This window comes from Acidovorax sp. GW835-FHT14B10 (assembly GCF_058793725.1).
Map to the genome: position 1 here is coordinate 103,492 of NZ_JBXAGC010000008.1, position 19,019 is coordinate 122,510.

General features: G+C 65.8%; 17 protein-coding genes. 11 read left to right on the forward strand and 6 right to left on the reverse strand.

All coding sequences use genetic code 11. The annotated features are described in order from the left end of the window. Positions 1 to 25: 25 nt before the first annotated feature. The 3 genes from AC1Q5S_RS08480 to AC1Q5S_RS08490 form a co-directional block, all read right to left on the reverse strand. Positions 26 to 577: a class I SAM-dependent methyltransferase gene (locus AC1Q5S_RS08480; RefSeq protein WP_492238630.1), complete on the reverse strand. Its 552-nt coding sequence runs from the start codon at positions 575 to 577 to the stop codon at positions 26 to 28. Positions 578 to 654: 77 nt separating this feature from the next. Continuing rightward, complete coding sequence (locus AC1Q5S_RS08485; RefSeq protein WP_422202910.1) at positions 655 to 810, reverse strand: hypothetical protein; 156 nt, start codon at positions 808 to 810, stop codon at positions 655 to 657. A gap of 26 nt (positions 811 to 836) precedes the next feature. Next, positions 837 to 2,054 carry an MFS transporter gene (locus AC1Q5S_RS08490; protein WP_303833368.1) on the reverse strand — a complete coding sequence of 406 codons (1,218 nt, stop codon included), beginning with the start codon at positions 2,052 to 2,054 and terminating at the stop codon, positions 837 to 839. Between the two features lie 122 nt (positions 2,055 to 2,176). Here AC1Q5S_RS08490 and AC1Q5S_RS08495 point away from each other — a divergent pair, with 122 nt between their 5' ends. The 4 genes from AC1Q5S_RS08495 to AC1Q5S_RS08510 are packed head-to-tail and all read left to right on the forward strand — an operon-like array spanning position 2,177 to position 7,560. After that, a complete protein-coding gene (locus AC1Q5S_RS08495) occupies positions 2,177 to 4,159 on the forward strand; it encodes a DNA topoisomerase IV subunit B (protein WP_492238632.1) in 1,983 nt (660 codons plus the stop codon). 27 nt (positions 4,160 to 4,186) lie between these two features. After that, positions 4,187 to 4,996: a lytic transglycosylase domain-containing protein gene (locus AC1Q5S_RS08500; RefSeq protein WP_492238654.1), complete on the forward strand. Its 810-nt coding sequence runs from the start codon at positions 4,187 to 4,189 to the stop codon at positions 4,994 to 4,996. A gap of 15 nt (positions 4,997 to 5,011) precedes the next feature. Continuing rightward, positions 5,012 to 7,366, forward strand: coding sequence for a DNA topoisomerase IV subunit A (gene parC, locus AC1Q5S_RS08505; protein WP_492238634.1), 2,355 nt, complete (start codon positions 5,012 to 5,014; stop codon positions 7,364 to 7,366). Between the two features lie 56 nt (positions 7,367 to 7,422). Next, the gene (locus AC1Q5S_RS08510; protein WP_303833362.1) at positions 7,423 to 7,560 is read left to right on the forward strand and encodes a hypothetical protein; all 138 of its coding nucleotides are present in this window, start codon (positions 7,423 to 7,425) and stop codon (positions 7,558 to 7,560) included. A gap of 40 nt (positions 7,561 to 7,600) precedes the next feature. Here AC1Q5S_RS08510 and AC1Q5S_RS08515 read toward each other — a convergent pair whose 3' ends face one another. Beyond that, the gene (locus AC1Q5S_RS08515) at positions 7,601 to 8,059 is read right to left on the reverse strand and encodes a RidA family protein (RefSeq protein ID WP_026436342.1); all 459 of its coding nucleotides are present in this window, start codon (positions 8,057 to 8,059) and stop codon (positions 7,601 to 7,603) included. Between the two features lie 148 nt (positions 8,060 to 8,207). On the opposite strand from AC1Q5S_RS08515, the gene AC1Q5S_RS08520 reads away from it, so the two are divergent. The 4 genes from AC1Q5S_RS08520 (at position 8,208) to AC1Q5S_RS08535 (ending at position 13,416) form a co-directional block, all read left to right on the forward strand. Beyond that, positions 8,208 to 10,751 carry a DNA internalization-related competence protein ComEC/Rec2 gene (locus tag AC1Q5S_RS08520; protein WP_303833359.1) on the forward strand — a complete coding sequence of 848 codons (2,544 nt, stop codon included), beginning with the start codon at positions 8,208 to 8,210 and terminating at the stop codon, positions 10,749 to 10,751. A gap of 108 nt (positions 10,752 to 10,859) precedes the next feature. Then, positions 10,860 to 12,323: a circularly permuted type 2 ATP-grasp protein gene (locus AC1Q5S_RS08525; RefSeq protein WP_303833357.1), complete on the forward strand. Its 1,464-nt coding sequence runs from the start codon at positions 10,860 to 10,862 to the stop codon at positions 12,321 to 12,323. After that, positions 12,317 to 12,463 (forward strand): alpha-E domain-containing protein, encoded by a 147-nt coding sequence (locus AC1Q5S_RS08530; RefSeq protein WP_369693241.1) that lies wholly within the window; start codon positions 12,317 to 12,319, stop codon positions 12,461 to 12,463. The genes AC1Q5S_RS08525 and AC1Q5S_RS08530 overlap by 7 nt, the downstream gene beginning before the upstream one ends. Beyond that, on the forward strand, positions 12,457 to 13,416 hold the full coding sequence (locus tag AC1Q5S_RS08535; RefSeq protein ID WP_303833355.1) for an alpha-E domain-containing protein: 960 nt from the start codon (positions 12,457 to 12,459) through the stop codon (positions 13,414 to 13,416). Before AC1Q5S_RS08530 ends, AC1Q5S_RS08535 begins: the two co-directional genes overlap by 7 nt. 49 nt (positions 13,417 to 13,465) lie before the next feature. Here AC1Q5S_RS08535 and AC1Q5S_RS08540 read toward each other — a convergent pair whose 3' ends face one another. Next, on the reverse strand, positions 13,466 to 13,786 hold the full coding sequence (locus tag AC1Q5S_RS08540) for a VF530 family protein (RefSeq protein WP_303833354.1): 321 nt from the start codon (positions 13,784 to 13,786) through the stop codon (positions 13,466 to 13,468). Between the two features lie 105 nt (positions 13,787 to 13,891). Between AC1Q5S_RS08540 and AC1Q5S_RS08545 the strand changes: the two genes are divergently transcribed. Continuing rightward, positions 13,892 to 15,808, forward strand: a complete 1,917-nt coding sequence (locus tag AC1Q5S_RS08545) for a B12-binding domain-containing radical SAM protein (RefSeq protein WP_303833353.1) — start codon at positions 13,892 to 13,894, stop codon at positions 15,806 to 15,808. A gap of 183 nt (positions 15,809 to 15,991) precedes the next feature. On the opposite strand, the gene bfr is transcribed toward AC1Q5S_RS08545, so the two are convergent. Beyond that, a complete protein-coding gene (gene bfr / locus AC1Q5S_RS08550) occupies positions 15,992 to 16,468 on the reverse strand; it encodes a bacterioferritin (protein ID WP_492238637.1) in 477 nt (158 codons plus the stop codon). Positions 16,469 to 16,691: 223 nt separating this feature from the next. On the opposite strand from bfr, the gene ahpC reads away from it, so the two are divergent. Together ahpC and ahpF are read left to right on the forward strand one after the other, a co-directional pair. Then, a complete protein-coding gene (ahpC, locus tag AC1Q5S_RS08555) occupies positions 16,692 to 17,255 on the forward strand; it encodes an alkyl hydroperoxide reductase subunit C (RefSeq protein ID WP_303838327.1) in 564 nt (187 codons plus the stop codon). Between the two features lie 170 nt (positions 17,256 to 17,425). Further along, on the forward strand, positions 17,426 to 18,994 hold the full coding sequence (gene ahpF, locus AC1Q5S_RS08560) for an alkyl hydroperoxide reductase subunit F (protein WP_492238638.1): 1,569 nt from the start codon (positions 17,426 to 17,428) through the stop codon (positions 18,992 to 18,994). Positions 18,995 to 19,019: the final 25 nt, after the last annotated feature.

Here is a 19,019-nt window from a genome sequence, read left to right on the forward strand (position 1 = left end):
GGTAAACGGTAAAAGGGCATTCTAACTAGACCGCAAGGTCCAGACGGTATCGAACGGGCTGGCTTGGATGCGCGGTTTCGCGCACCGCGGCAATGCGCTGCACGAAATGTGCGGGTGCGTCCAGAAAACCGTCTTCGTAGGCCACGGTGCGCAGGGCCGCGCAGGCGGCCAGCAGTTCGCCGGGTTGCAGCAGAAAGTCGGCTCGCGCGGGGCGTCCCACGGTTTCGTTGCCGCTGGCGAAGGTTTCATAGATCAGCACGCCGCCGGGGGCCACGCTGTCCACCAGAAGGGGCAGCAGCGGGCGCCAGAGGTAGTGGGTGACGATCACCGCACCAAACTGCCGGCCGGCAAAGGGCCAGGGGCCCGCTTCGATGTCGGCGCAGTGGATTTCGCCCCAGGTGGTGCAGGCCGCCACGGCGTCGGCGGAGCGGTCCACGCCCACGGTGGGGTGGCCATGTTCGTGCATCCAGCGCAGGTGGCGGCCCGCGCCGCAGGCCACGTCCAGCACCGTGCTGCCCGGCGGTGCCAGGGGAGACCAGCGGCGCACCCAGTCTGAAGGGGCTTCAGTGCCGTGCATGGGAAATGTTTGCTATTGCAATAAGAGCTGCTGGCGGTTGATTCATGAGCGCTCGTGGCCTAGAAGGCTTGAAATCCTCAGAAACATGCCCAAAGCTGGTCTGACAGCATGACCATGAAGCCTGGCGCGGTGTACAGCGCAAACACCGCCAGCAAGGCCAGCACAGCGGCCACCCAGCCCAGCAGCCGGGCGGGGCGGAATACAGGGCGTGGAGTGGGGTTGTGCAGGGCCATGGACGGATTGTTCGGAACGGGTGTGGTCAGGCGGGCAGCGGCGCGGCGCGCCGGATGGGGGCTTCCTTGACGGGAAGATTCACCAGTCCCGCAAAAATTCCCAACCCGATCGCGATGTACCAGACCACATCGTAGCTGCCCGTGCGGTCATACAGGTAGCCGCCCAGCCACACGCCCATGAAGCTGCCGACCTGGTGGCTGAAAAAGACAAAGCCGCCCAGCATGGACAGATGCTGCACGCCAAAAATCTGCGCAATGGCGGCATTGGTGGGAGGCACGGTGGACAGCCACAGTGCCCCCATCACGGCGGAAAACACATACACCGACAGCGGCGACAGGGGCACCAGCAGAAAAACGGTGATGACCACGGCCCGCGCAAAGTAGATGAAGGCCAAAATCCTGCGCTTGGGCATGCGCTGGCCCAGTGTGCCCGCAATGTAGGTGCCGAACACATTGAACAGCCCGATCAGCGCCAGTGAATAGCTGGCCACCTGGGGCGAGAGCCCATGGTCGCGCAGGTAGCTGGGCATGTGCACGCCAATGAAGACCACCTGGAAGCCACATACGAAATACCCCGCCGTCAGCAGCAGGAAGCTGGGGTAGCGGAACGCCTCGCCCAGCGCCTGCGCAATGGTCTGGTCGCGTCGGGCGGGGGCCGATCCGTGAAATCCAGGTTCGCGCAGACCGAAAGCCAGCGGAACGATGAGCAGCACCATCAGCGCCAGTGCCAGCAGCGCCTGCTGCCAGCCCAGGCTGGCAATCAGCCAGCCCTCCACCGGAACCATCAGAAACTGCCCGAACGAGCCGGCCGCCGCTGCCACGCCCATGGCCCATGAGCGTTTTTCGGGTGCGATCTGGCGGCCCAGCACGCCGTAGATCACGGCATAGGTGGTGCCTGCCTGGGCTGCGCCGATGAGCACACCCGCAGTCAGCGCAAACAGGGTGGGCGTGGGTGACAGCGCCATGCCGGCCAGGCCCAGGCCATAGAGCACGGCGCCGCCCATCAGCACGCGAAAGGCACCAAACCGGTCGGCCACCATGCCCACAAAAATGCCGATCAGGCCCCAGGACAGGTTCTGGATGGCAATGGCCAGCGCGAACGACTGCCGCGTCCAGCCCATTTCCTGGGTGACGGGCTGCAGCCACAGCCCGAAGCCGTGGCGGATGCCCATGGACAGCGTCACGATGGCGGCCCCGCACGCGAGCACCTGGAGCATGGACAGTTTGGGGGGATTCGTAGGCATGTGGGGAATGTAGCGAATACCGCACGCATTTGCCTGACACCTGCATGACCCTCAACGGCAAGGGTTGGAACGGCTGGGTATTCATCCAGTTCGCATGGTGCTGCGGCACTACAATCCGCCCCATGTCTGTCAAACCGTCTTCTGTGTCCGCCAGCGAATATTCCGAGGGTTCGATCCGTGTGCTCAAGGGGCTGGAGCCTGTCAAGCAACGCCCGGGCATGTACACCCGCACCGACAACCCCCTGCACATCATCCAGGAGGTGCTCGACAACGCCGCCGACGAGGCGCTGGCCGGCTACGGCAGGAAGATCAAGGTCACGCTGCATGCCGATGGCTCGGTGGGCATCGAAGACGACGGGCGCGGCATTCCGTTTGGCATGCATCCAGAAGAAAAGGCCCCGGTGATCGAGCTGGTCTTCACCCGCCTGCACGCGGGCGGCAAGTTTGACAAGGGCAAGGGCGGCGCGTACAGCTTCTCGGGCGGTTTGCATGGCGTGGGCGTGAGCGTCACCAACGCCCTGGCCACGCGCCTGGAAGCCAGCAGCCACCGCGAAGGGCAGGTGGCGCGCCTGGTGTTCTCGGCGGGTGACGTGATCGAGCCGCTGGTGGCCCGCCCCCTGGAGGCCGGCGAGCGCAAGCAGGGCACCACGGTGCGCGTGTGGCCCGATGCCAAATACTTTGAATCGAGCACCCTGCCGCTGGGCGAGCTCACCCACCTGCTGCGCAGCAAGGCGGTGCTGATGCCGGGCGTGTCGGTCTCGCTTGCCAACGAGAAGACGCGGGACACGCAAACCTGGCAATACAAGGGCGGTCTGCGCGACTACCTGCAGCAGACGCTCAACGGCGACCCGGTGATCCCGCTGTTCGAGGGCGAGGGCTTTGCCGACAGTGGCCATGACAACTTTGCCGAGGGCGAGGGTGCCTCGTGGTGCGTGGCCTTCACCGAAGACGGCCAGCCCGTGCGCGAAAGCTATGTCAATCTGATCCCCACCAGCGCTGGCGGCACGCACGAGAGCGGCTTGCGCGATGGCCTGTTCAACGCCGTCAAGAGCTTCATCGAGCTGCACAGTCTTTTGCCCAAGGGCGTGAAGCTGATGCCCGAAGACGTGTTTGCGCGCGCCAGCTATGTGCTCAGTGCCAAGGTGCTGGACCCCCAATTCCAGGGCCAGATCAAGGAGCGCCTGAACTCGCGCGATGCCGTGCGGCTGGTGAGCGGCTTTGTGCGTCCGGCGCTTGAACTCTGGCTCAACCAGCATGTCGAATACGGCAAGAAGCTGGCCGAACTCGCCATCAAGGCCGCGCAAACCCGCCAGAAGGCCGGCCAGAAAGTCGAAAAACGCAAGGGCTCGGGCGTGGCCGTGCTGCCCGGCAAGCTCACCGATTGCGAAAGCCGCGACATTGCCTACAACGAGGTGTTCCTGGTTGAGGGCGATTCGGCCGGCGGCAGTGCCAAGATGGGCCGCGACAAGGAGAACCAGGCCGTGCTGCCGCTGCGCGGCAAGGTGCTCAACACCTGGGAGGTGGACCGCGACCGGCTGTTTGCCAACAACGAGATCCACGACATCTCGGTGGCCATGGGGGTGGACCCGCACGGCCCCAACGATTCGCCCGACCTGTCGGGCCTGCGCTACGGCAAGGTGTGCATCCTCAGTGATGCGGACGTGGACGGCTCGCACATCCAGGTGTTGCTGCTCACGCTGTTTTTCCGGCATTTCCCCAAGCTCATCGAGGCCGGCCATATCTACGTGGCGCGCCCGCCGCTGTTTCGCGTGGACGTGCCCGCGCGCGGCAAGAAGCCCGCGGCCAAGATGTATGCGCTCGATGAGGGCGAGCTCACCGCCATCCTCGACAAATGCGCGAAAGACGGCGTGCCGCGCGAAAAATGCCAGATCAGCCGCTTCAAGGGCCTGGGCGAAATGAATGCCGAGCAGCTGTGGGAAACCACGCTCAACCCCGACACGCGCCGCCTGCTGCCCGTGCAGCTGGGGGGCACGGATTTCTCTGCCACGGAAGGGCTCATCACCAAGCTCATGGGCAAGGGCGAGGCCGCTTCGCGGCGCGAGCTGATGGAGCTGCATGGTGACGCGGTGGAAGTGGATATCTGACCGCGCATTGCCGGTATTGCCATGTCCATGATTCATCGTTCTTCAGGCCTTTTGCGTTGGCTGGCTGTGCTGCTGCTATGGATAACGCAGCAACCGGCGCATGCAGATCTGTGGGCCTTTGTGGACGAACGCGGCGTGACCCACTTCGCCGCAGAGCAGACGGATGCGCGTTACCAGCTGTTCTTTCGTGGCACGCAATTCGATTCATCGAGCGATGGGCCGCAGGGTGCATTGCGGCCTGTGCCGGGGGCGCTGCCCGCGGCCAGTGCGCGTTTGCTGGCGTTTTTTGACATCTCGCCCGACTACCAGCGCGTGAGGCACCACCTGCGCGCATCGGCCAGCCACCAGGGGGTGGACTATGCATTGCTGCAGGCCCTGATTGCCACCGAATCGGGGTTTGACGCCGATGCCGTCTCGCCCAAGGGTGCCATTGGCCTGATGCAGGTGATGCCGGCCACGGCGGGACGCTTCGGCGTGGCGGCGGACGCCCGCCGGACCGTGGCGCAGAAGCTCGTGGATCCGGCCGTGAATGTATCTGCCGGCACCCACTACCTGCGCTATCTGCTTGACCTGTTTCCCGGCCGCCTGGACCTGGCCCTGGCAGCCTACAACGCGGGCGAGGGCGCGGTGAAAAAGGCGGGCAACCAGATTCCGGCCTTCAAGGAAACCCAGAACTATGTGCGTACCGTGCTCGGCCTGTATGCCCAGCTCAAGCCGCCAACGACCGTGCTGGCCCAGCGCGCCGCTCCGGGCCGCGTGCGCATGGAGCTCCCGGGCGGCGCCCTGGGCCGGGACAAGCTTGCAGACACGCGTGACTTCGCACCAGAACGTGATTGAACCGAACCCGAACGAATGAGCGATCAACCCACTCTCGATTTCACCACCGCTGGCGATGGGGGTGACTCCCTGGATCTGGCGGGCTATGCCCAGCGCGCCTATCTGGAATATGCGTTGTCCGTCGTCAAGGGCCGCGCGCTGCCCGATGTGTGCGACGGCCTCAAGCCCGTGCAGCGGCGCATCCTGTACTCGATGGACCGCATGGGCCTGGGCTACAGCGGCCCCACGCGCAGCACGGCGGCCAAGCCCGTCAAGAGTGCCCGCGTGGTGGGCGATGTGCTGGGCCGTTTTCATCCGCACGGCGACCAGTCGGCCTACGACGCACTGGTGCGCATGGCGCAGGACTTTGCCCAGCGCTACCCGCTGATCGACGGCCAGGGCAACTTCGGCAGCCGCGACGGCGATGGCGCCGCCGCCATGCGCTACACCGAGGCGCGCCTGTCGCGCATCACCAGCTTGCTGCTCGACGAGATCGATGAAGGCACGGTCGATTTCATGCCCAACTACGACGGCAGCACGGAAGAACCCCGCCAGTTGCCCGCGCGTCTGCCGTTTGCACTGCTCAACGGCGCCAGCGGCATTGCCGTGGGCCTGGCCACCGAAATCCCCAGCCATAACCTGCGCGAGATCGCCGATGCCTGCATTGCACTCATCAAGACGCCGTCGTTGAGTCCAGAGGATTTGCTCGCGCTGGTGCCCGGGCCGGACTACCCCGGTGGCGGCCAGATCATCAGCAGCGCGGGCGATATTGCCGACGCCTACCGCACGGGCCGGGGCAGCCTCAAGGTGCGTGCGCGCTGGAAGATCGAAGAACTGGCCCGTGGCCAATGGCAGCTGGTGGTCAATGAGCTGCCGCCCGGCGTGAGCACGCAGCGCGTGCTCGAAGAGATCGAAGAAATCACCAACCCCAAGGTCAAGGCCGGCAAGAAGGCGCTGAGCCAGGACCAGACGCAGCTCAAGGCCAGCATGCTGGCCGTGCTGGACGTGGTGCGCGACGAATCCAGCAAGGACGCGCCCGTGCGCCTGGTGTTCGAGCCCAAGACGGGCAAGACCCTGCAGCAGGAGTTGATCACGGCCCTGTTGGCCCACACCAGCCTGGAGACCTCGGCCCCCATCAACCTCACCATGGTGGGGCTCGACGGCAAGCCCGTGCAGAAGTCGCTGCGGCTGATGCTGCAAGAGTGGATCGCCTTCCGTCAGACCACCATCACCCGCCGCAGCCAGCACCGGCTGGCCAAGGTGCTGGACCGTATCCACATCCTCGAAGGGCGGCAGACCGTGCTGCTCAACATCGACGAGGTGATCGCCATCATCCGTGCGGCCGAGGAACCCAAGGCCGCACTGATCGCACGCTTCAACCTGAGCGACCGGCAGGCCGAGGACATCCTCGAAATCCGCCTGCGCCAGCTGGCGCGCCTCGAAGCCATCAAGATCGAGCAGGAGCTGAAAGAACTGCGCGAAAGCCAGGGCAAGCTCGAAGACATCCTGAACAACCCCGGTTCGCTGCGCCGCACCATGGTCAAGGAGATCGAGGCCGACGCCAAGACCTTTGCCGACCCGCGCCGCACGCTGATCCAGGCCGAGAAGAAGGCCGTGGCCGAGGTCAAGGTGGTGGACGAGCCGGTGACGGTGGTGGTGTCGCAAAAAGGCTGGGTGCGTGCCCGCAATGGCCATGGCCACGAGGCGGCCAGCTTTGCCTTCAAGGCAGGCGACGGGCTCTATACCACGTTTGAATGCCGCACCGTGGACCAGCTCATCGGGTTTGGCAGCAATGGCCGTGTCTATTCGGTGCCGGTGGCGCAACTGCCCGGCGGGCGAGGTGACGGGCAGCCCGTGACCACCCTGATCGAGCTGGAATCGGGCACCCAGCTGCTGCATTACTTCGCCGGCCCGGCCAGCGCCACCCTGCTGCTGTCGAGTTCGGGTGGCTATGGCTTTTTGGCCAGTGTGGAAAACCTGGTGTCGCGCCAGAAGGGCGGCAAGTCCTTCATGACCCTGGGCGATGGCGAGAGCGTGTGCCCACCCTCCCATGCGGCGGGCAGCACCGGGGGGCAGCCGCTGCCTGCCGCCACGCATGTGGCCTGCGCCTCGGCGGGGGGGCGCATCCTGACCTTCGAGATCAGCGAACTCAAGACCATGGCCAACGGCGGCCGCGGCCTGGTGCTGATCGACCTGGAGTCCAAAGACCAGCTGGCGGGGGCCGCCGCTTACACGCGCAGCATCCGCATCGAGGGCGTGGGCCGGGGCGGCAAGGTGCGGGAAGAGACGCTGGAAATCCGTTCGCTCAACAATGCCCGTGCCGCACGGGGGCGCAAGGGCAAGGTCGCAGATTTAGGCTTCAAGCCCGCATCCGTGATGCGCGTCGAATAGGGGCTGTGCGCCGGCTTTTTCGCCGGAATGGGACGTCCAGCGGGAACGCTCGGGGTTTGTGGAAAAACAAAAGCGCGGGTTCCAGCAACCTGCAGGCAACGGCGGCCGCCATGGAGCAGTTCACCCGCACCATCCAGCAAAGTGCCAGCAGCGCCCATCAGGCGGGCCGCCTGGCGGCGGCTCCTGGCGGCTGAGTGCCTTTTGGAGCGGACTGATCACAGTACGCTCCGTCTTTCAGGCCAGTTCGGCGATCAATTCGATTTCCACACACGCTCCCATGGGAATCTGTGCCACACCAAAGGCGCTGCGGGCGTGCACCCCTTTTTCACCAAAGACCTGGCCCAGCAGCTCGCTGGCGCCATTGGTCACCAGGTGCTGTTCGGTGAAGTCGCCGGTGGAGTTGACCAGGCTCATCACCTTCACGATGCGCTGGACGCGGTTGAGGTCGCCCCCGCAGGCCGCGTGCAGCGTGCCCATCAGGTCGATCGCCACGGCGCGGGCGGCGGCCTTGCCTTCTTCGGTGGTGATGTCGCGGCCAAACTGGGCCGCCCAGGGCTTGCCGTCCTTGCGTGCGATATGGCCGCTCAGGAACACCAGGTTGCCGGTCTGCACATAAGGCACATAGGCGGCCGCAGGCACCGACACGGGGGGCAGGGTGATCTGCAGTTCTTTCAGCTTGTCGTAAACACTCATGGTTTTCCTCGGAGGTGTGAAGGGAATGTCCGATCAGGCGTGCAATGGAGTGCGGTGCCCGGATTTCGGCGCGGAGGGCGCCAGTGTTGCACAAGCCTGTGCGAAGACAGCCCATTTCTGGGATGGAAGGTGGGTTTAGCATCTGCCCATGCCACCCATTGCGCCCAGCGCCATCCATCCTGCTGCGCCCCATCCGCCAGAGGACGGTTCCGTGCGGGGCGCTTGGCGCTTGCCGGCGTGGTTGCTGGGGACTCTGGTGGGTGCGGCGCTGCAGTTGCAGCAGCCTCTGCTCTGGAATGGGCGGGCCTATGGGGTGGTGCTGGCCCTGGCGGGCGGGGCGTGGCTCCTCAGTGGCTCGCACAGGGCAGTGCGGGTGGCGTGTCACCTGGCTTCCGGGCGGCGTGTGGCCCGGTGGTGGGCCTTGGGCTTTGCAGCCTGTGCGGGGGCACTGGCCTTGTTTGCGCTGTGCGGTCTGCGTGCCGGTGCCTATGCGTCCCATGCGCTGGCACCGGGGTTGGAGGGGCGCGACCTGCGCGTGACCGGCGTGGTCGCCACCATGCCGCAGGTGAATGAAGCCGGTGTGCGCCTGCGCCTGGAGATCGAGTCTGCCTTGTGGCAAGGCACGGTGGTGACGCTGCCGCCGTTGGTGGATGTGTCGTGGTACGGCGAGCTGGCGCAGGAGTGGGCGCAGCCTGCCGATGCAGGGCGGCAGCCGCCGCCACTGCGGGCCGGCGAGCGCTGGGAAATGACGGTGCGCCTGAAAGCCCCCCACGGTGCGCGCAACCCCCATGGCTTCGACTTCGAACTCTGGATGTGGGAGCAGGGCGTGCAGGCCACGGGCTATGTGCGCACCGGCGCGAAGGATGTGCCGCCGGTGCGGCTGGGCAGCACCTGGCGGCATCCTGTCGAGCGCGCGCGCCAGGCCGTGCGGGATGCCATCGTGGCCCGCCTTGCCGGCCATGCCGCTGCGGGCGACGAGGGCCCAGGGCGTGTTGCGGGGGTGGTGGCGGCGCTGGTCACGGGCGACCAGCGCGCGATTGACCGCGCCGACTGGGATGTGTTCCGCGCCACCGGCGTGGCGCACCTGATGAGTATTTCGGGCCTGCACATCACCCTGTTTGCCTGGCTGGCGGCACTGGTGGTGCGGCGGCTGTGGTGCCGTTCGCCGCGCTTGTGCCTGGCGCTGCCGGCGCCCTCTGCGGCGCTGCTGGCGGGTGTCCTGCTGGCCGCTGGCTATGCGCTCTTCAGTGGCTGGGGTGTGCCCGCGCAGCGTACCGTGCTGATGCTGGCCACCATTGCCGCGCTGCGCTTGAGCGGGCGCCGCTGGCCTTGGCCGCAGGTGTGGTTGCTGGCCTGCGCCGTGGTGGTCGTGGCGGACCCGTGGGCGCTGTGGCAGGCGGGATTCTGGTTGAGTTTTGTCGCTGTGGCGGTGCTTTTTGCGACGGATCCGATAGCTGGTGGCGATGATGGTACGGATGCCAGAGCCCATTTTTATGCGCTTTTGAGAGAGCAGTGGGTCGTCACGCTGGCGCTGACGCCGCTCACCCTGCTGCTGTTTGGCCAGGTGTCGCTGGTGGGGTTTGCGGCCAACCTGTTGGCCATTCCGTGGGTCACGCTGGTGGTGACTCCGTTGGCGCTCGCGGGCGTATTGTGGGCGCCGCTGTGGAGCCTGGCCGCATGGGCCGTGCAGCCCCTGGCGGTTTTCCTGCAATGGCTGGCGGCCTGGCCTTTTGCGGTAGCGTTTGTGCCGATGGCGCCGCTGTGGGCGGGCGTGGCGGCCGTGGTGGGCGGCGCCGTGCTGGCCATGCGCCTGCCCTGGGCGGTGCGCGCGCTGGCGCTGCCGCTGCTGGTGCCCGTGCTGTGGTGGCAACCGGCGCGGCCTGCGCCGGGCGAGTTTGAGGTGCTCGCGGCCGATATCGGCCAGGGCAACGCCGTGCTGGTGCGCACCGCCACCCATGCGCTGCTGTACGACGCCGGCCCCCGCTTCAGCCGTGAAAGCGACGCGGGCCACCGGGTGCTGGTGCCCCTGCTGCGCGCGCTGGGCGAGCGGGTGGACCTGCTCATGCTGAGCCACCGCGATTCCGACCACACGGGCGGCGCGGCGGCCGTGCTGGCCCAGCAATCGCAGGCCGCCGTGACGGGATCGATCGAGGCCGAGCATGGCTTGCAGGCGTTGCGCCCGGTCACGCCCTGTGTGGCGGGTCAGCGCTGGGATTGGGATGGCGTGGCCTTCGAGGTGCTGCACCCGGCGGTGGGCGATGGTGCCCGCGCCACGAGCGCCGCACGCACCAATGCTGCCAGTTGCGTGTTGCGTATCGCAACGCAGGGGAAGCAGCCTGCCGTGGCCTTGCTGGCCGGGGATATCGAGCAGGCCCAGGAGCAGTCCTTGGTGGCGGGTGCCGCACCGCTGGCCGCCGATCTGCTGCTGGTGCCGCACCATGGCAGCAAGACGTCGTCGAGCGCGCCGTTTCTGGACGCTGTCCAGCCGCGCACCGCCCTGGTGCAGGCCGGTTACCGCAACCGCTTTGGCCACCCGGCCCCCGAGGTGCTGGGGCGCTACCAGGAGCGGCAGATCCGGGTGGTGGAGTCTGCGCGCTGCGGTGCGGCCACCTGGCATTCGCCGCAGCCCCGGCACGTGCGCTGCGAGCGGGACGCCAGGCGGCGCTACTGGCAGCATACCCTCGCACCCTGACCGGCATCAGACACCGACGCCTGCGCGGGCGGTCTGGTGGCATGGGTTGTCATGGAACAGTGGCGGTGGGTGCGCAACTTGCTATCCTGGTTTCCAGGAGGCCCGCCGATGCAGAAATTCGACGAGATGTACGCCATGCTGCCCTTTGACGGCAGCGATGTGCGCGAGCACTACAAGCGCTACGGCCATTGGCTCGCGCGCCAGCCGGCAGACGCCATGCAGGCCCGGCGCGCCGAGGCCGAGGTGATCTTCCGGCGCGTGGGCATCACGTTTGCGGTCCACGGCGCCAAGGACGAGAGTGGCGCGGGCAGCGAGCGGCTCATTCCGTTCGACCTGATTCCCCGCATCATTCCTGGCCATGAATGGGCCCAGATGCAGCGCGGTCTGGTGCAGCGGGTCACGGCGCTCAACCGCTTCATCCATGACGTGTACCACGGCCAGGACATCCTGCGTGCCGGCATTGTTCCGACCGATCTGGTGCTGAACAATGCCCAATACCGCCCCGAGATGGCGGGTGTGCAGGTGCCTCACAACCTCTATGCGCACATTGCCGGCATCGACATCGTGCGGGCCGCCGACGCCCGGGGCGATGGCGTGTACTACGTGCTCGAAGACAACCTGCGCGTGCCCTCGGGAGTCTCCTACATGCTGGAAAACCGCAAGATGATGATGCGGCTTTTTCCCGAGCTGTTCAGCGCGCATGCGGTGGCCCCGGTGGCGCATTACCCCGACCTGCTGCTCGAAACCCTGCGGGCCAGCGCCCCGCCCACGGTGGCCGCGCCCACGGTGGTGGTGCTCACGCCCGGCATGCACAACAGCGCTTATTTCGAACATGCCTTTCTGGCGCAGCAGATGGGGGTGGAACTGGTGGAGGGGCAGGATCTGGTGGTCAAGGACCGGTTTGTGTACATGCGCACCACGCGCGGCCTGCGGCGCGTGGATGTGATCTACCGGCGGGTGGACGACGATTTCCTCGACCCGCAGGTGTTCCGCCGCACCTCCACGCTGGGCTGTGCCGGTCTCATGGACGCCTACCGCGCGGGCAACGTGGGCATCTGCAACGCCGTGGGCACGGGCGTGGCCGATGACAAATCGGTCTATCCCTATGTGCCCGAGATGATCCGCTTTTACCTGGGCGAAGAGCCCATCTTGAAAAACGTGCCCACCTGGATGTGCCGCAAGCCCGATGACCTGCGATATGTGCTGACCAACCTCAAGGACCTCGTGGTCAAGGAAGTGCACGGCGCTGGCGGCTACGGCATGCTCATCGGCCCGGCCGCCACGCAGGCCGAAATCGAAGACTTCCGCCGTGCCCTGCTGGCCAATCCGGCGGGCTACATCGCCCAGCCCACGCTTGTCCTGTCCAGCTGCCCGACCTATGTGGACAGCGGCATCGCTCCGCGCCACATCGACCTGCGCCCCTTCGTCCTCAGCGGGCACGAGGTGCAGATGGTGGCCGGCGGCCTCACGCGCGTGGCGCTGCGGGAGGGCTCGCTGGTCGTCAACTCGTCGCAAGGCGGCGGCACCAAGGACACCTGGGTGCTGGGACAGGAAGGGGGTGAGACATGCTGAGCCGCACTGCCGATCATCTGTTCTGGATGTCACGCTATACCGAGCGGGCAGAAAAGGCTGCCCCAGGCGAACTTTCATCACAACACCGCGTGCGCGTACAGCGCGTGCGGGGTTCTCTGCCCGGGGAGGAAGCATGCTGAGCCGCACTGCCGATCATCTGTTCTGGATGTCACGCTATACCGAGCGGGCAGAGAACACCGCCCGCATGCTCAACGTGAGCTACGAGACCTCGCTGCTGCCGCAGTCCACCGCTGTCGCCCAGGAGGGCTGGCTGGGCTTGCTGTCGATCAGCGAGCTGATCCCTGCATACACCGCAAAGCACGGCGAGGTGGCCCCCGCCAAGGTGCTTGAATTCATGGTGCGCGACGGCAACAACCCGTCCTCCATCCTGTCGTGCCTGCGGGCAGCGCGCGAGAACGCGCGGGCGGTGCGCGGGGCACTCACCACGGAAGTCTGGGAAACGCAGAACCAGACCTGGCTGGAACTGGCCCGGCAGCTCGAAGGCGGCGCCTTCGAGCGCGATCCTGGGCAGTTCTTTGAATGGGTCAAGTACCGCTCGCACCTCTCGCGCGGGGTCACGTTGGGCACCATGCTGCAGGACGAGGCCTTTCATTTCCTGCGCCTGGGCACCTTCCTGGAGCGGGCCGACAACACGGCGCGGCTGCTGGACGTGAAGTTCCATGCGGTCGAGAGCGATTTTTTCGGCCGCGCCAGCGAGCGCAACCAGGAAAAGGACTTCTACCACTGGAGCGCCATCCTGCGCAGCGTGTCCGCCTTCGAGGTGTACCGCAAGGTCTACCGCGACGTGATCACGCCGGGGCGGGTGGCCGACCTGCTGATCCTGCGCCGCGACATGCCGCGCTCGCTGCATGCCAGCCTGCGCGAGGTGGTGGACAACCTGGCCATGGTGGCCAACGGGCAATCCGCCGAGACGCAGCGCTGCGCCGGGCGTCTGCTGGCAGACCTGCAATACGGGCGCATCGACGAAATCCTGGCCACCGGCCTGCACGCCTATCTCACGCAGTTTCTGGACCGGGTGAACGATCTGGGCGGGGGGATCAGCCGCGACTTCCTGGTGGCGGCCGTCGACTGAGGCATCCGGTTCCGCTGCTCCCCAGGCGCCAGCGTTTGCGCCGGGGGCTTCAGGGGGTGTCTTGCGCGTTGCGCCGCTGCTCGCGCAGCATGAAGAGATAAAGACTCTCGACCTTGGCGCGCGCCCAGGGCGTCTTGCGCAGGAATTTCAGGCTCGATGACACGCTGGGGTCGCTTTGAAAGCAGCGCACCGGGATGCGCTCGCCCAGCCCCTGCCAGCCAAAATAGTCGGCCAGGCCCACCACCATGGCTTCCAGCGTCACGCCGTGCAAGGGGTTGTGGGCCTGGGTGGGGCGCGCACCGGGGGGCGCCGCGATGTCGGCGGCGGGCTTGTCGGGGTCCGGGGTGGGGAGGGGCGCTGGGGCATTCATGGCCGCAAGCATAAGGCGATTGCGGGGCTTGGCAGCGCCATGGGTTGAGGGCGCCGATAATTGCCATCCGCCAACCCCATGGCGGTCACCCTGACCCTTTCCCCCATGTCCGCCCAGCCCTCTCTTCGCGTTCTGTCCGTCATCCCGCCGATGACGCAGCTCAACACCCCGTACCCGTCCACCGCGTACCTCACGGGGTTTCTGCGCTCGCGCGGTGTGGCGGCGGTGCAGGAAGACCTGGCACTGGCGCTGGTGCTGCAACTGCTGTCGCCCGCAGGCCTGCGCGCGGTGGCGGCGCAGGTGGACGCATTGCCCGCGCCAAAGCACAGCCCTGCGGTGCAGAGCTTTGTGGCGCAGCGCGATCGCTACGTGGCCACCATCGCGCCCGCCATCGCTTTTTTGCAGGGGCGTGATTCCACCCTGGCGCACCGCATCGTGGGGCGCAACTTTTTGCCCGAGGGGCCGCGCTTTGTGTCACTGGATGTGTACGTGGATGACGAGGGCGGCGATCCGCTGGGCTGGGCCTTTGGCGCCCTGGGCCTGCACGACCGCGCCAAGCACCTGGCCACGCTGTACCTGAACGACCTGGCCGATGTGCTGCGCGATGCGGTCGACCCGCGCTTTGAATTTGTGCGCTATGCCGAGTCGCTGGCGGGCAGCCAGCCCACCTTCGAGCCCCTGGCGCAGGCGCTGGCCGCGCCGCCCAACCTGGTGGACGACACCCTGCGCGATCTGACGCTGGCCGCCGTGCAGCGCCATGCGCCCACCGTGGTGCTGCTGTCGGTGCCGTTCCCGGGCTCGGCCTACGCAGCTTTCCGCATCGCCCAGACCATCAAGGCGCACCACCCGCATATCGTCACGGTGCTGGGTGGTGGCTTCGTCAACACCGAACTGCGCGAGCTGAGCGAGCCACGCGTGTTCGACCACTTCGACTACGTGACGCTGGACGCGGGCGAGCGCCCTTTGCTGGCGCTGCTGGAGCACCTGCAGGGCGAGCGCGGCCGCCAGCGGCTGGTGCGCACCTTTGTGCGCGAGGTCGAGACCGGCGCGGTGCGCTACATCAACCTGCATGAACCTGACGTGGCGTTCGCCGAGGTGGGAACGCCGACCTGGGACGGCCTGCCGCTGGACCGCTACCTCTCGCTGCTCGACATGCTCAACCCCATGCACCGGCTGTGGAGCGACGGGCGCTGGAACAAGCTCACCGTGGCCCATGGCTGCTACTGGAAGAAGTGCAGTTTCTGCGACGTGAGCCTGGACTACATCGGCCGTTACGAGGGCGCATCGGCCACCGTGCTGGCCGACCGCATCGAATCCATCGTGCGCGAGACGGGGCAGACCGGCTTTCATTTCGTGGACGAAGCGGCGCCGCCCAAGGCCCTGAAGGCGCTGGCCACCGAACTCATCGCGCGCAATGCCGGCATTTCCTGGTGGGGCAACATCCGGTTCGAAAAAACCTTCAGTCCCGAGCTGTGCAACCTGCTGGCCGACAGCGGCTGCATTGCCATCTCGGGCGGACTGGAGGTGGCGTCCGACCGGTTGCTTGGCCTGATGAAAAAGGGGGTGTCGGTGGACCAGGTGGCGCGCGTGACGCGGGCCTTTACCGACGCGGGCATTCTGGTGCACGCCTACCTGATGTATGGCTTTCCCACGCAGACGGTGCAGGACACCGTGGATGCGCTGGAATACGTGCGCCAGCTGTTTGCCAATGGCTGTATCCAAAGCGGCTTTTTCCACCGCTTTGCCTGTACCGTGCACTCACCGGTGGGCCAGCACCCCGAAGACTTTGGCGTGACCCTGCAGCCGCTGCCGCCGGTGAGCTTTGCCAAGAACGACATCGGCTTTCACGACCCCACGGGCGTGGACCACGACGCACTGGGCGGCGCGCTCAAGAAGGCCATCTACAACTACATGCACGGCATCGGGCTCGAAGAGGACGTGCGCAGCTGGTTCCCCTTCAAGGTGCCCAAGACCACCGTCCAACGCAACCGCATCGAGCGGGCACTGCGCGAGCGCGGGTGACTGGACTGCGGGCGGGTGCATGGTCGCATCGGGGGCGGGTGCACCGATCCGGTGCCCTGTCTCGGCAATGCTCTTTCTTGATAGCCGCTTGCGCCTGATTCGCAAGCGCTGTGGGCCTGCAGCACTTGAAACGCGTGGCGTGTGGGTGCACCAAGGCGTCGCATCAGCAACGCCGGCGCAGCATCACTCCACTTCACCCATCTGCGACTGCAGGTAGTTGGGCAGGCCCACCTTGTCGATCAGGTCGATCTGGGTTTCGAGGAAGTCGATGTGTTCCTCGGTGTCGTCCAGGATCTTTTGCAGCAGGTCGCGAGAAACATAGTCGCGCACCGTTTCGCAGTGGGCGATGCCATCCTTGATGGTGGCCTGGGCGCCTTGTTCGGCGTGCAGGTCGCAGGCCAGGATTTCGGGCACATCTTCGCCCACCTGGATCTTGGCCAGGTCCTGCAGGTTGGGCAGGCCGTCGAGTACGAAGATGCGGTCCATCAGCCAGTCGGCGTGCTTCATCTCGCCGATGGATTCGGAATATTCCTTCTTGGCCAGCTTGTCAAAACCCCAGTGCTTGAGCATGCGGTAGTGCAGAAAGTACTGGTTGATGGCCGTGAGCTCGTTCTTGAGCTGGGCCTGCAGATGGCCAATGACCTGTGTGTCGCCCTTCATGATGGTTTCCTTGGTGAGTTGTTTCGGCAATGATTGTGGCGGCCCGGCCGCACTCGCGCAACACAAGCCCCTGCGAGGGGCTGCGCGGTGGCGAAACAGTCTGCGGCCTTGTCATAAAATAGCAATAACCAATTGATTCAATGAATTCAATTAATTGGATTGATTTGCTTGAAAAGCCTAAACTTCAATCCTGTTCAGTCAACCAACCACCAAGGAAGCAGCAATGTCCCTGATCAACACCCAAGTTCAGCCCTTCAAGACCGAAGCCTTTCACAATGGCAAGTTCATCACCGTGACCGAAGAGAGCCTGAAGGGCAAGTGGTCGGTCGTGATCTTCATGCCCGCCGCATTCACCTTCAACTGCCCCACCGAAGTGGAAGACGCTGCCGAGCACTACGCTGAATTCCAGAAGGCCGGCACCGAGGTGTACATCGTCACCACCGATACGCATTTCTCGCACAAGGTGTGGCATGAAACCTCGCCCGCCGTGGGCAAGGCCCAATTCCCGCTGGTGGGCGACCCCACGCACCAGCTGACCAACGCTTTTGATGTGCACATTGCCGAAGAAGGCCTGGCGCTGCGCGGCACCTTCGTCATCAACCCCGATGGCGTGATCAAGACCATGGAAGTGCATTCCAACGAAATCGCCCGCGACGTGAAGGAAACCCTGCGCAAGCTCAAGGCTGCCCAGTACACCGCCGCCCACCCTGGCGAAGTCTGCCCCGCCAAATGGAACGAAGGCGCGAAGACCATCGCTCCATCGCTGGACCTGGTCGGCAAGATCTAAGCCACAAGGCTGTTTGACGGCGGAGCGCCTAGGAGGTGCTCCCAAGCCGGACCACGCTGTGGCGCCCGCGCCATGCCGTCCGGCTTTTTTACGCCCGTTTTTTGTGCGGACGGCGCCACAAGCGCCTTGGGCACACACCCTCTACAACTCGAATCTACAAGGACACCACCATGCTCGACGAACAACTCAAGACCCAACTTTCGGCATACCTGGAACGCGTGCAGCAACCGTTCGAGCTGGTGGCATCCCTGAACGACAGCGACACCTCCCGCGAGATGCTGGAGCTGCTGCAGACCATCCAGTCGCTGCGCAGCGACAAGATCACGCTGCGCACCGATGGCGACGATGCCCGCAAGCCTTCGTTCACGCTGCAGCGCAACGGCAGCACCAGCCAGCTGCGCTTCGCCGGCCTGCCGCTGGGCCATGAATTCACCTCGCTGGTGCTGGCCCTGCTGTGGACCGGCGGCCACCCGCCCAAGGTCCAGGCGGACGTGATCGAGCAGATCCAGGCCCTGGACGGTGACTATCAATTCGAGGTCTACATGAGCCTGACCTGCCACAACTGCCCCGACGTGGTGCAGGCGCTGGCGCTCATGGCCATCCTCAACCCCCAGGTCAAGACCACGGTCATCGAAGGCGGCGCCTTCCAGCAGGAAGTGACCGAGCGCGGCATCATGGCCGTGCCCATGGTGTACCTGAACGGCCAGGAATTCGCCTCGGGCCGCATGACGGTGGAAGAAATCGTGGCCAAGCTCGACACGGGCGCGGCGGCGCGTGATGCTGCCAAGCTGTCGGCCAAGGCCCCCTACGACATGCTCATCATTGGCGGTGGCCCCGCTGGCGCCGCAGCCGCCGTGTACGCGGCCCGCAAGGGCATCCGCACCGGCGTGGCCGCCGAGCGCTTTGGCGGCCAGGTCAACGACACGCTGGGCATCGAGAACTACATCTCGGTGATCGAGACCGACGGCCCCAAGTTTGCCGCCGCGCTGGAAGCCCACACCCGCGCCTACGACGTGGACATCATGAACCTGCAGCGCGCCGACAAGCTGGTGCCGGCCACGCAGCCGGGCGGACTGATCGAGGTGCAGCTGGCCAACGGCGGCACGCTCAAGGCCAAGACGGTGATCCTGTCCACCGGTGCGCGCTGGCGCAACGTCAATGTGCCCGGCGAAGCCGAGTACAAGAACAAGGGCGTGGCCTACTGCCCGCATTGCGACGGCCCGCTGTTCAAGGGCAAGCGCACGGCGGTGATCGGCGGCGGCAACTCGGGTGTCGAGGCCGCCATCGACCTGGCCGGCATCGTGGCGCACGTCACGCTGGTGGAGTTTGCCGACCAACTCAAGGCCGACGCCGTGCTGGTCAAAAAGCTCCAAAGCCTGCCCAACGTGACCATCCACACCAACGCGCAGACCACCGAAATCACGGGCGCCGACGGCAAGGTCAACGGCCTCAAATTCAAGGACCGGGCGACGGGCGAAGAACACCTGGTGCCTTTGGCTGGCGTGTTCGTGCAGATCGGCCTGGTGCCCAACACCGACTGGCTCAAGGGCACGGTGGCCCTGAGCAAGTTTGGCGAGATCGAGATCGATGCCAAGGGCCACACCAACGTGCCCGGTGTGTTTGCCGCCGGCGACTGCACCACGGTGCCCTACAAGCAGATCGTGATTGCTGCCGGCGCCGGCTCCACGGCCGCGCTGAGCGCGTTCGACCATTTGATCCGCACCAGTGTGCCAGCGTGATTTTTAGAAAAATCGACCGGTAGCG

Coding starts and splice junctions, on each gene's coding strand:
- AC1Q5S_RS08515 (WP_026436342.1), bottom strand. CDS start 8,059: ATGAGTGTTTACGACAAGCTGAAAGAACTGCAGATCACCCTGCCCCCC.
- ahpF (WP_492238638.1), top strand. CDS start 17,426: ATGCTCGACGAACAACTCAAGACCCAACTTTCGGCATACCTGGAACGC.
- AC1Q5S_RS08480 (WP_492238630.1), bottom strand. CDS start 577: ATGCACGGCACTGAAGCCCCTTCAGACTGGGTGCGCCGCTGGTCTCCC.
- AC1Q5S_RS08535 (WP_303833355.1), top strand. CDS start 12,457: ATGCTGAGCCGCACTGCCGATCATCTGTTCTGGATGTCACGCTATACC.
- AC1Q5S_RS08495 (WP_492238632.1), top strand. CDS start 2,177: ATGTCTGTCAAACCGTCTTCTGTGTCCGCCAGCGAATATTCCGAGGGT.
- AC1Q5S_RS08530 (WP_369693241.1), top strand. CDS start 12,317: ATGCTGAGCCGCACTGCCGATCATCTGTTCTGGATGTCACGCTATACC.
- AC1Q5S_RS08485 (WP_422202910.1), bottom strand. CDS start 810: ATGGCCCTGCACAACCCCACTCCACGCCCTGTATTCCGCCCCGCCCGG.
- AC1Q5S_RS08520 (WP_303833359.1), top strand. CDS start 8,208: ATGCCACCCATTGCGCCCAGCGCCATCCATCCTGCTGCGCCCCATCCG.
- bfr (WP_492238637.1), bottom strand. CDS start 16,468: ATGAAGGGCGACACACAGGTCATTGGCCATCTGCAGGCCCAGCTCAAG.
- AC1Q5S_RS08490 (WP_303833368.1), bottom strand. CDS start 2,054: ATGCCTACGAATCCCCCCAAACTGTCCATGCTCCAGGTGCTCGCGTGC.
- AC1Q5S_RS08525 (WP_303833357.1), top strand. CDS start 10,860: ATGCAGAAATTCGACGAGATGTACGCCATGCTGCCCTTTGACGGCAGC.
- AC1Q5S_RS08545 (WP_303833353.1), top strand. CDS start 13,892: ATGTCCGCCCAGCCCTCTCTTCGCGTTCTGTCCGTCATCCCGCCGATG.
- parC (WP_492238634.1), top strand. CDS start 5,012: ATGAGCGATCAACCCACTCTCGATTTCACCACCGCTGGCGATGGGGGT.
- AC1Q5S_RS08540 (WP_303833354.1), bottom strand. CDS start 13,786: ATGAATGCCCCAGCGCCCCTCCCCACCCCGGACCCCGACAAGCCCGCC.
- ahpC (WP_303838327.1), top strand. CDS start 16,692: ATGTCCCTGATCAACACCCAAGTTCAGCCCTTCAAGACCGAAGCCTTT.
- AC1Q5S_RS08500 (WP_492238654.1), top strand. CDS start 4,187: ATGATTCATCGTTCTTCAGGCCTTTTGCGTTGGCTGGCTGTGCTGCTG.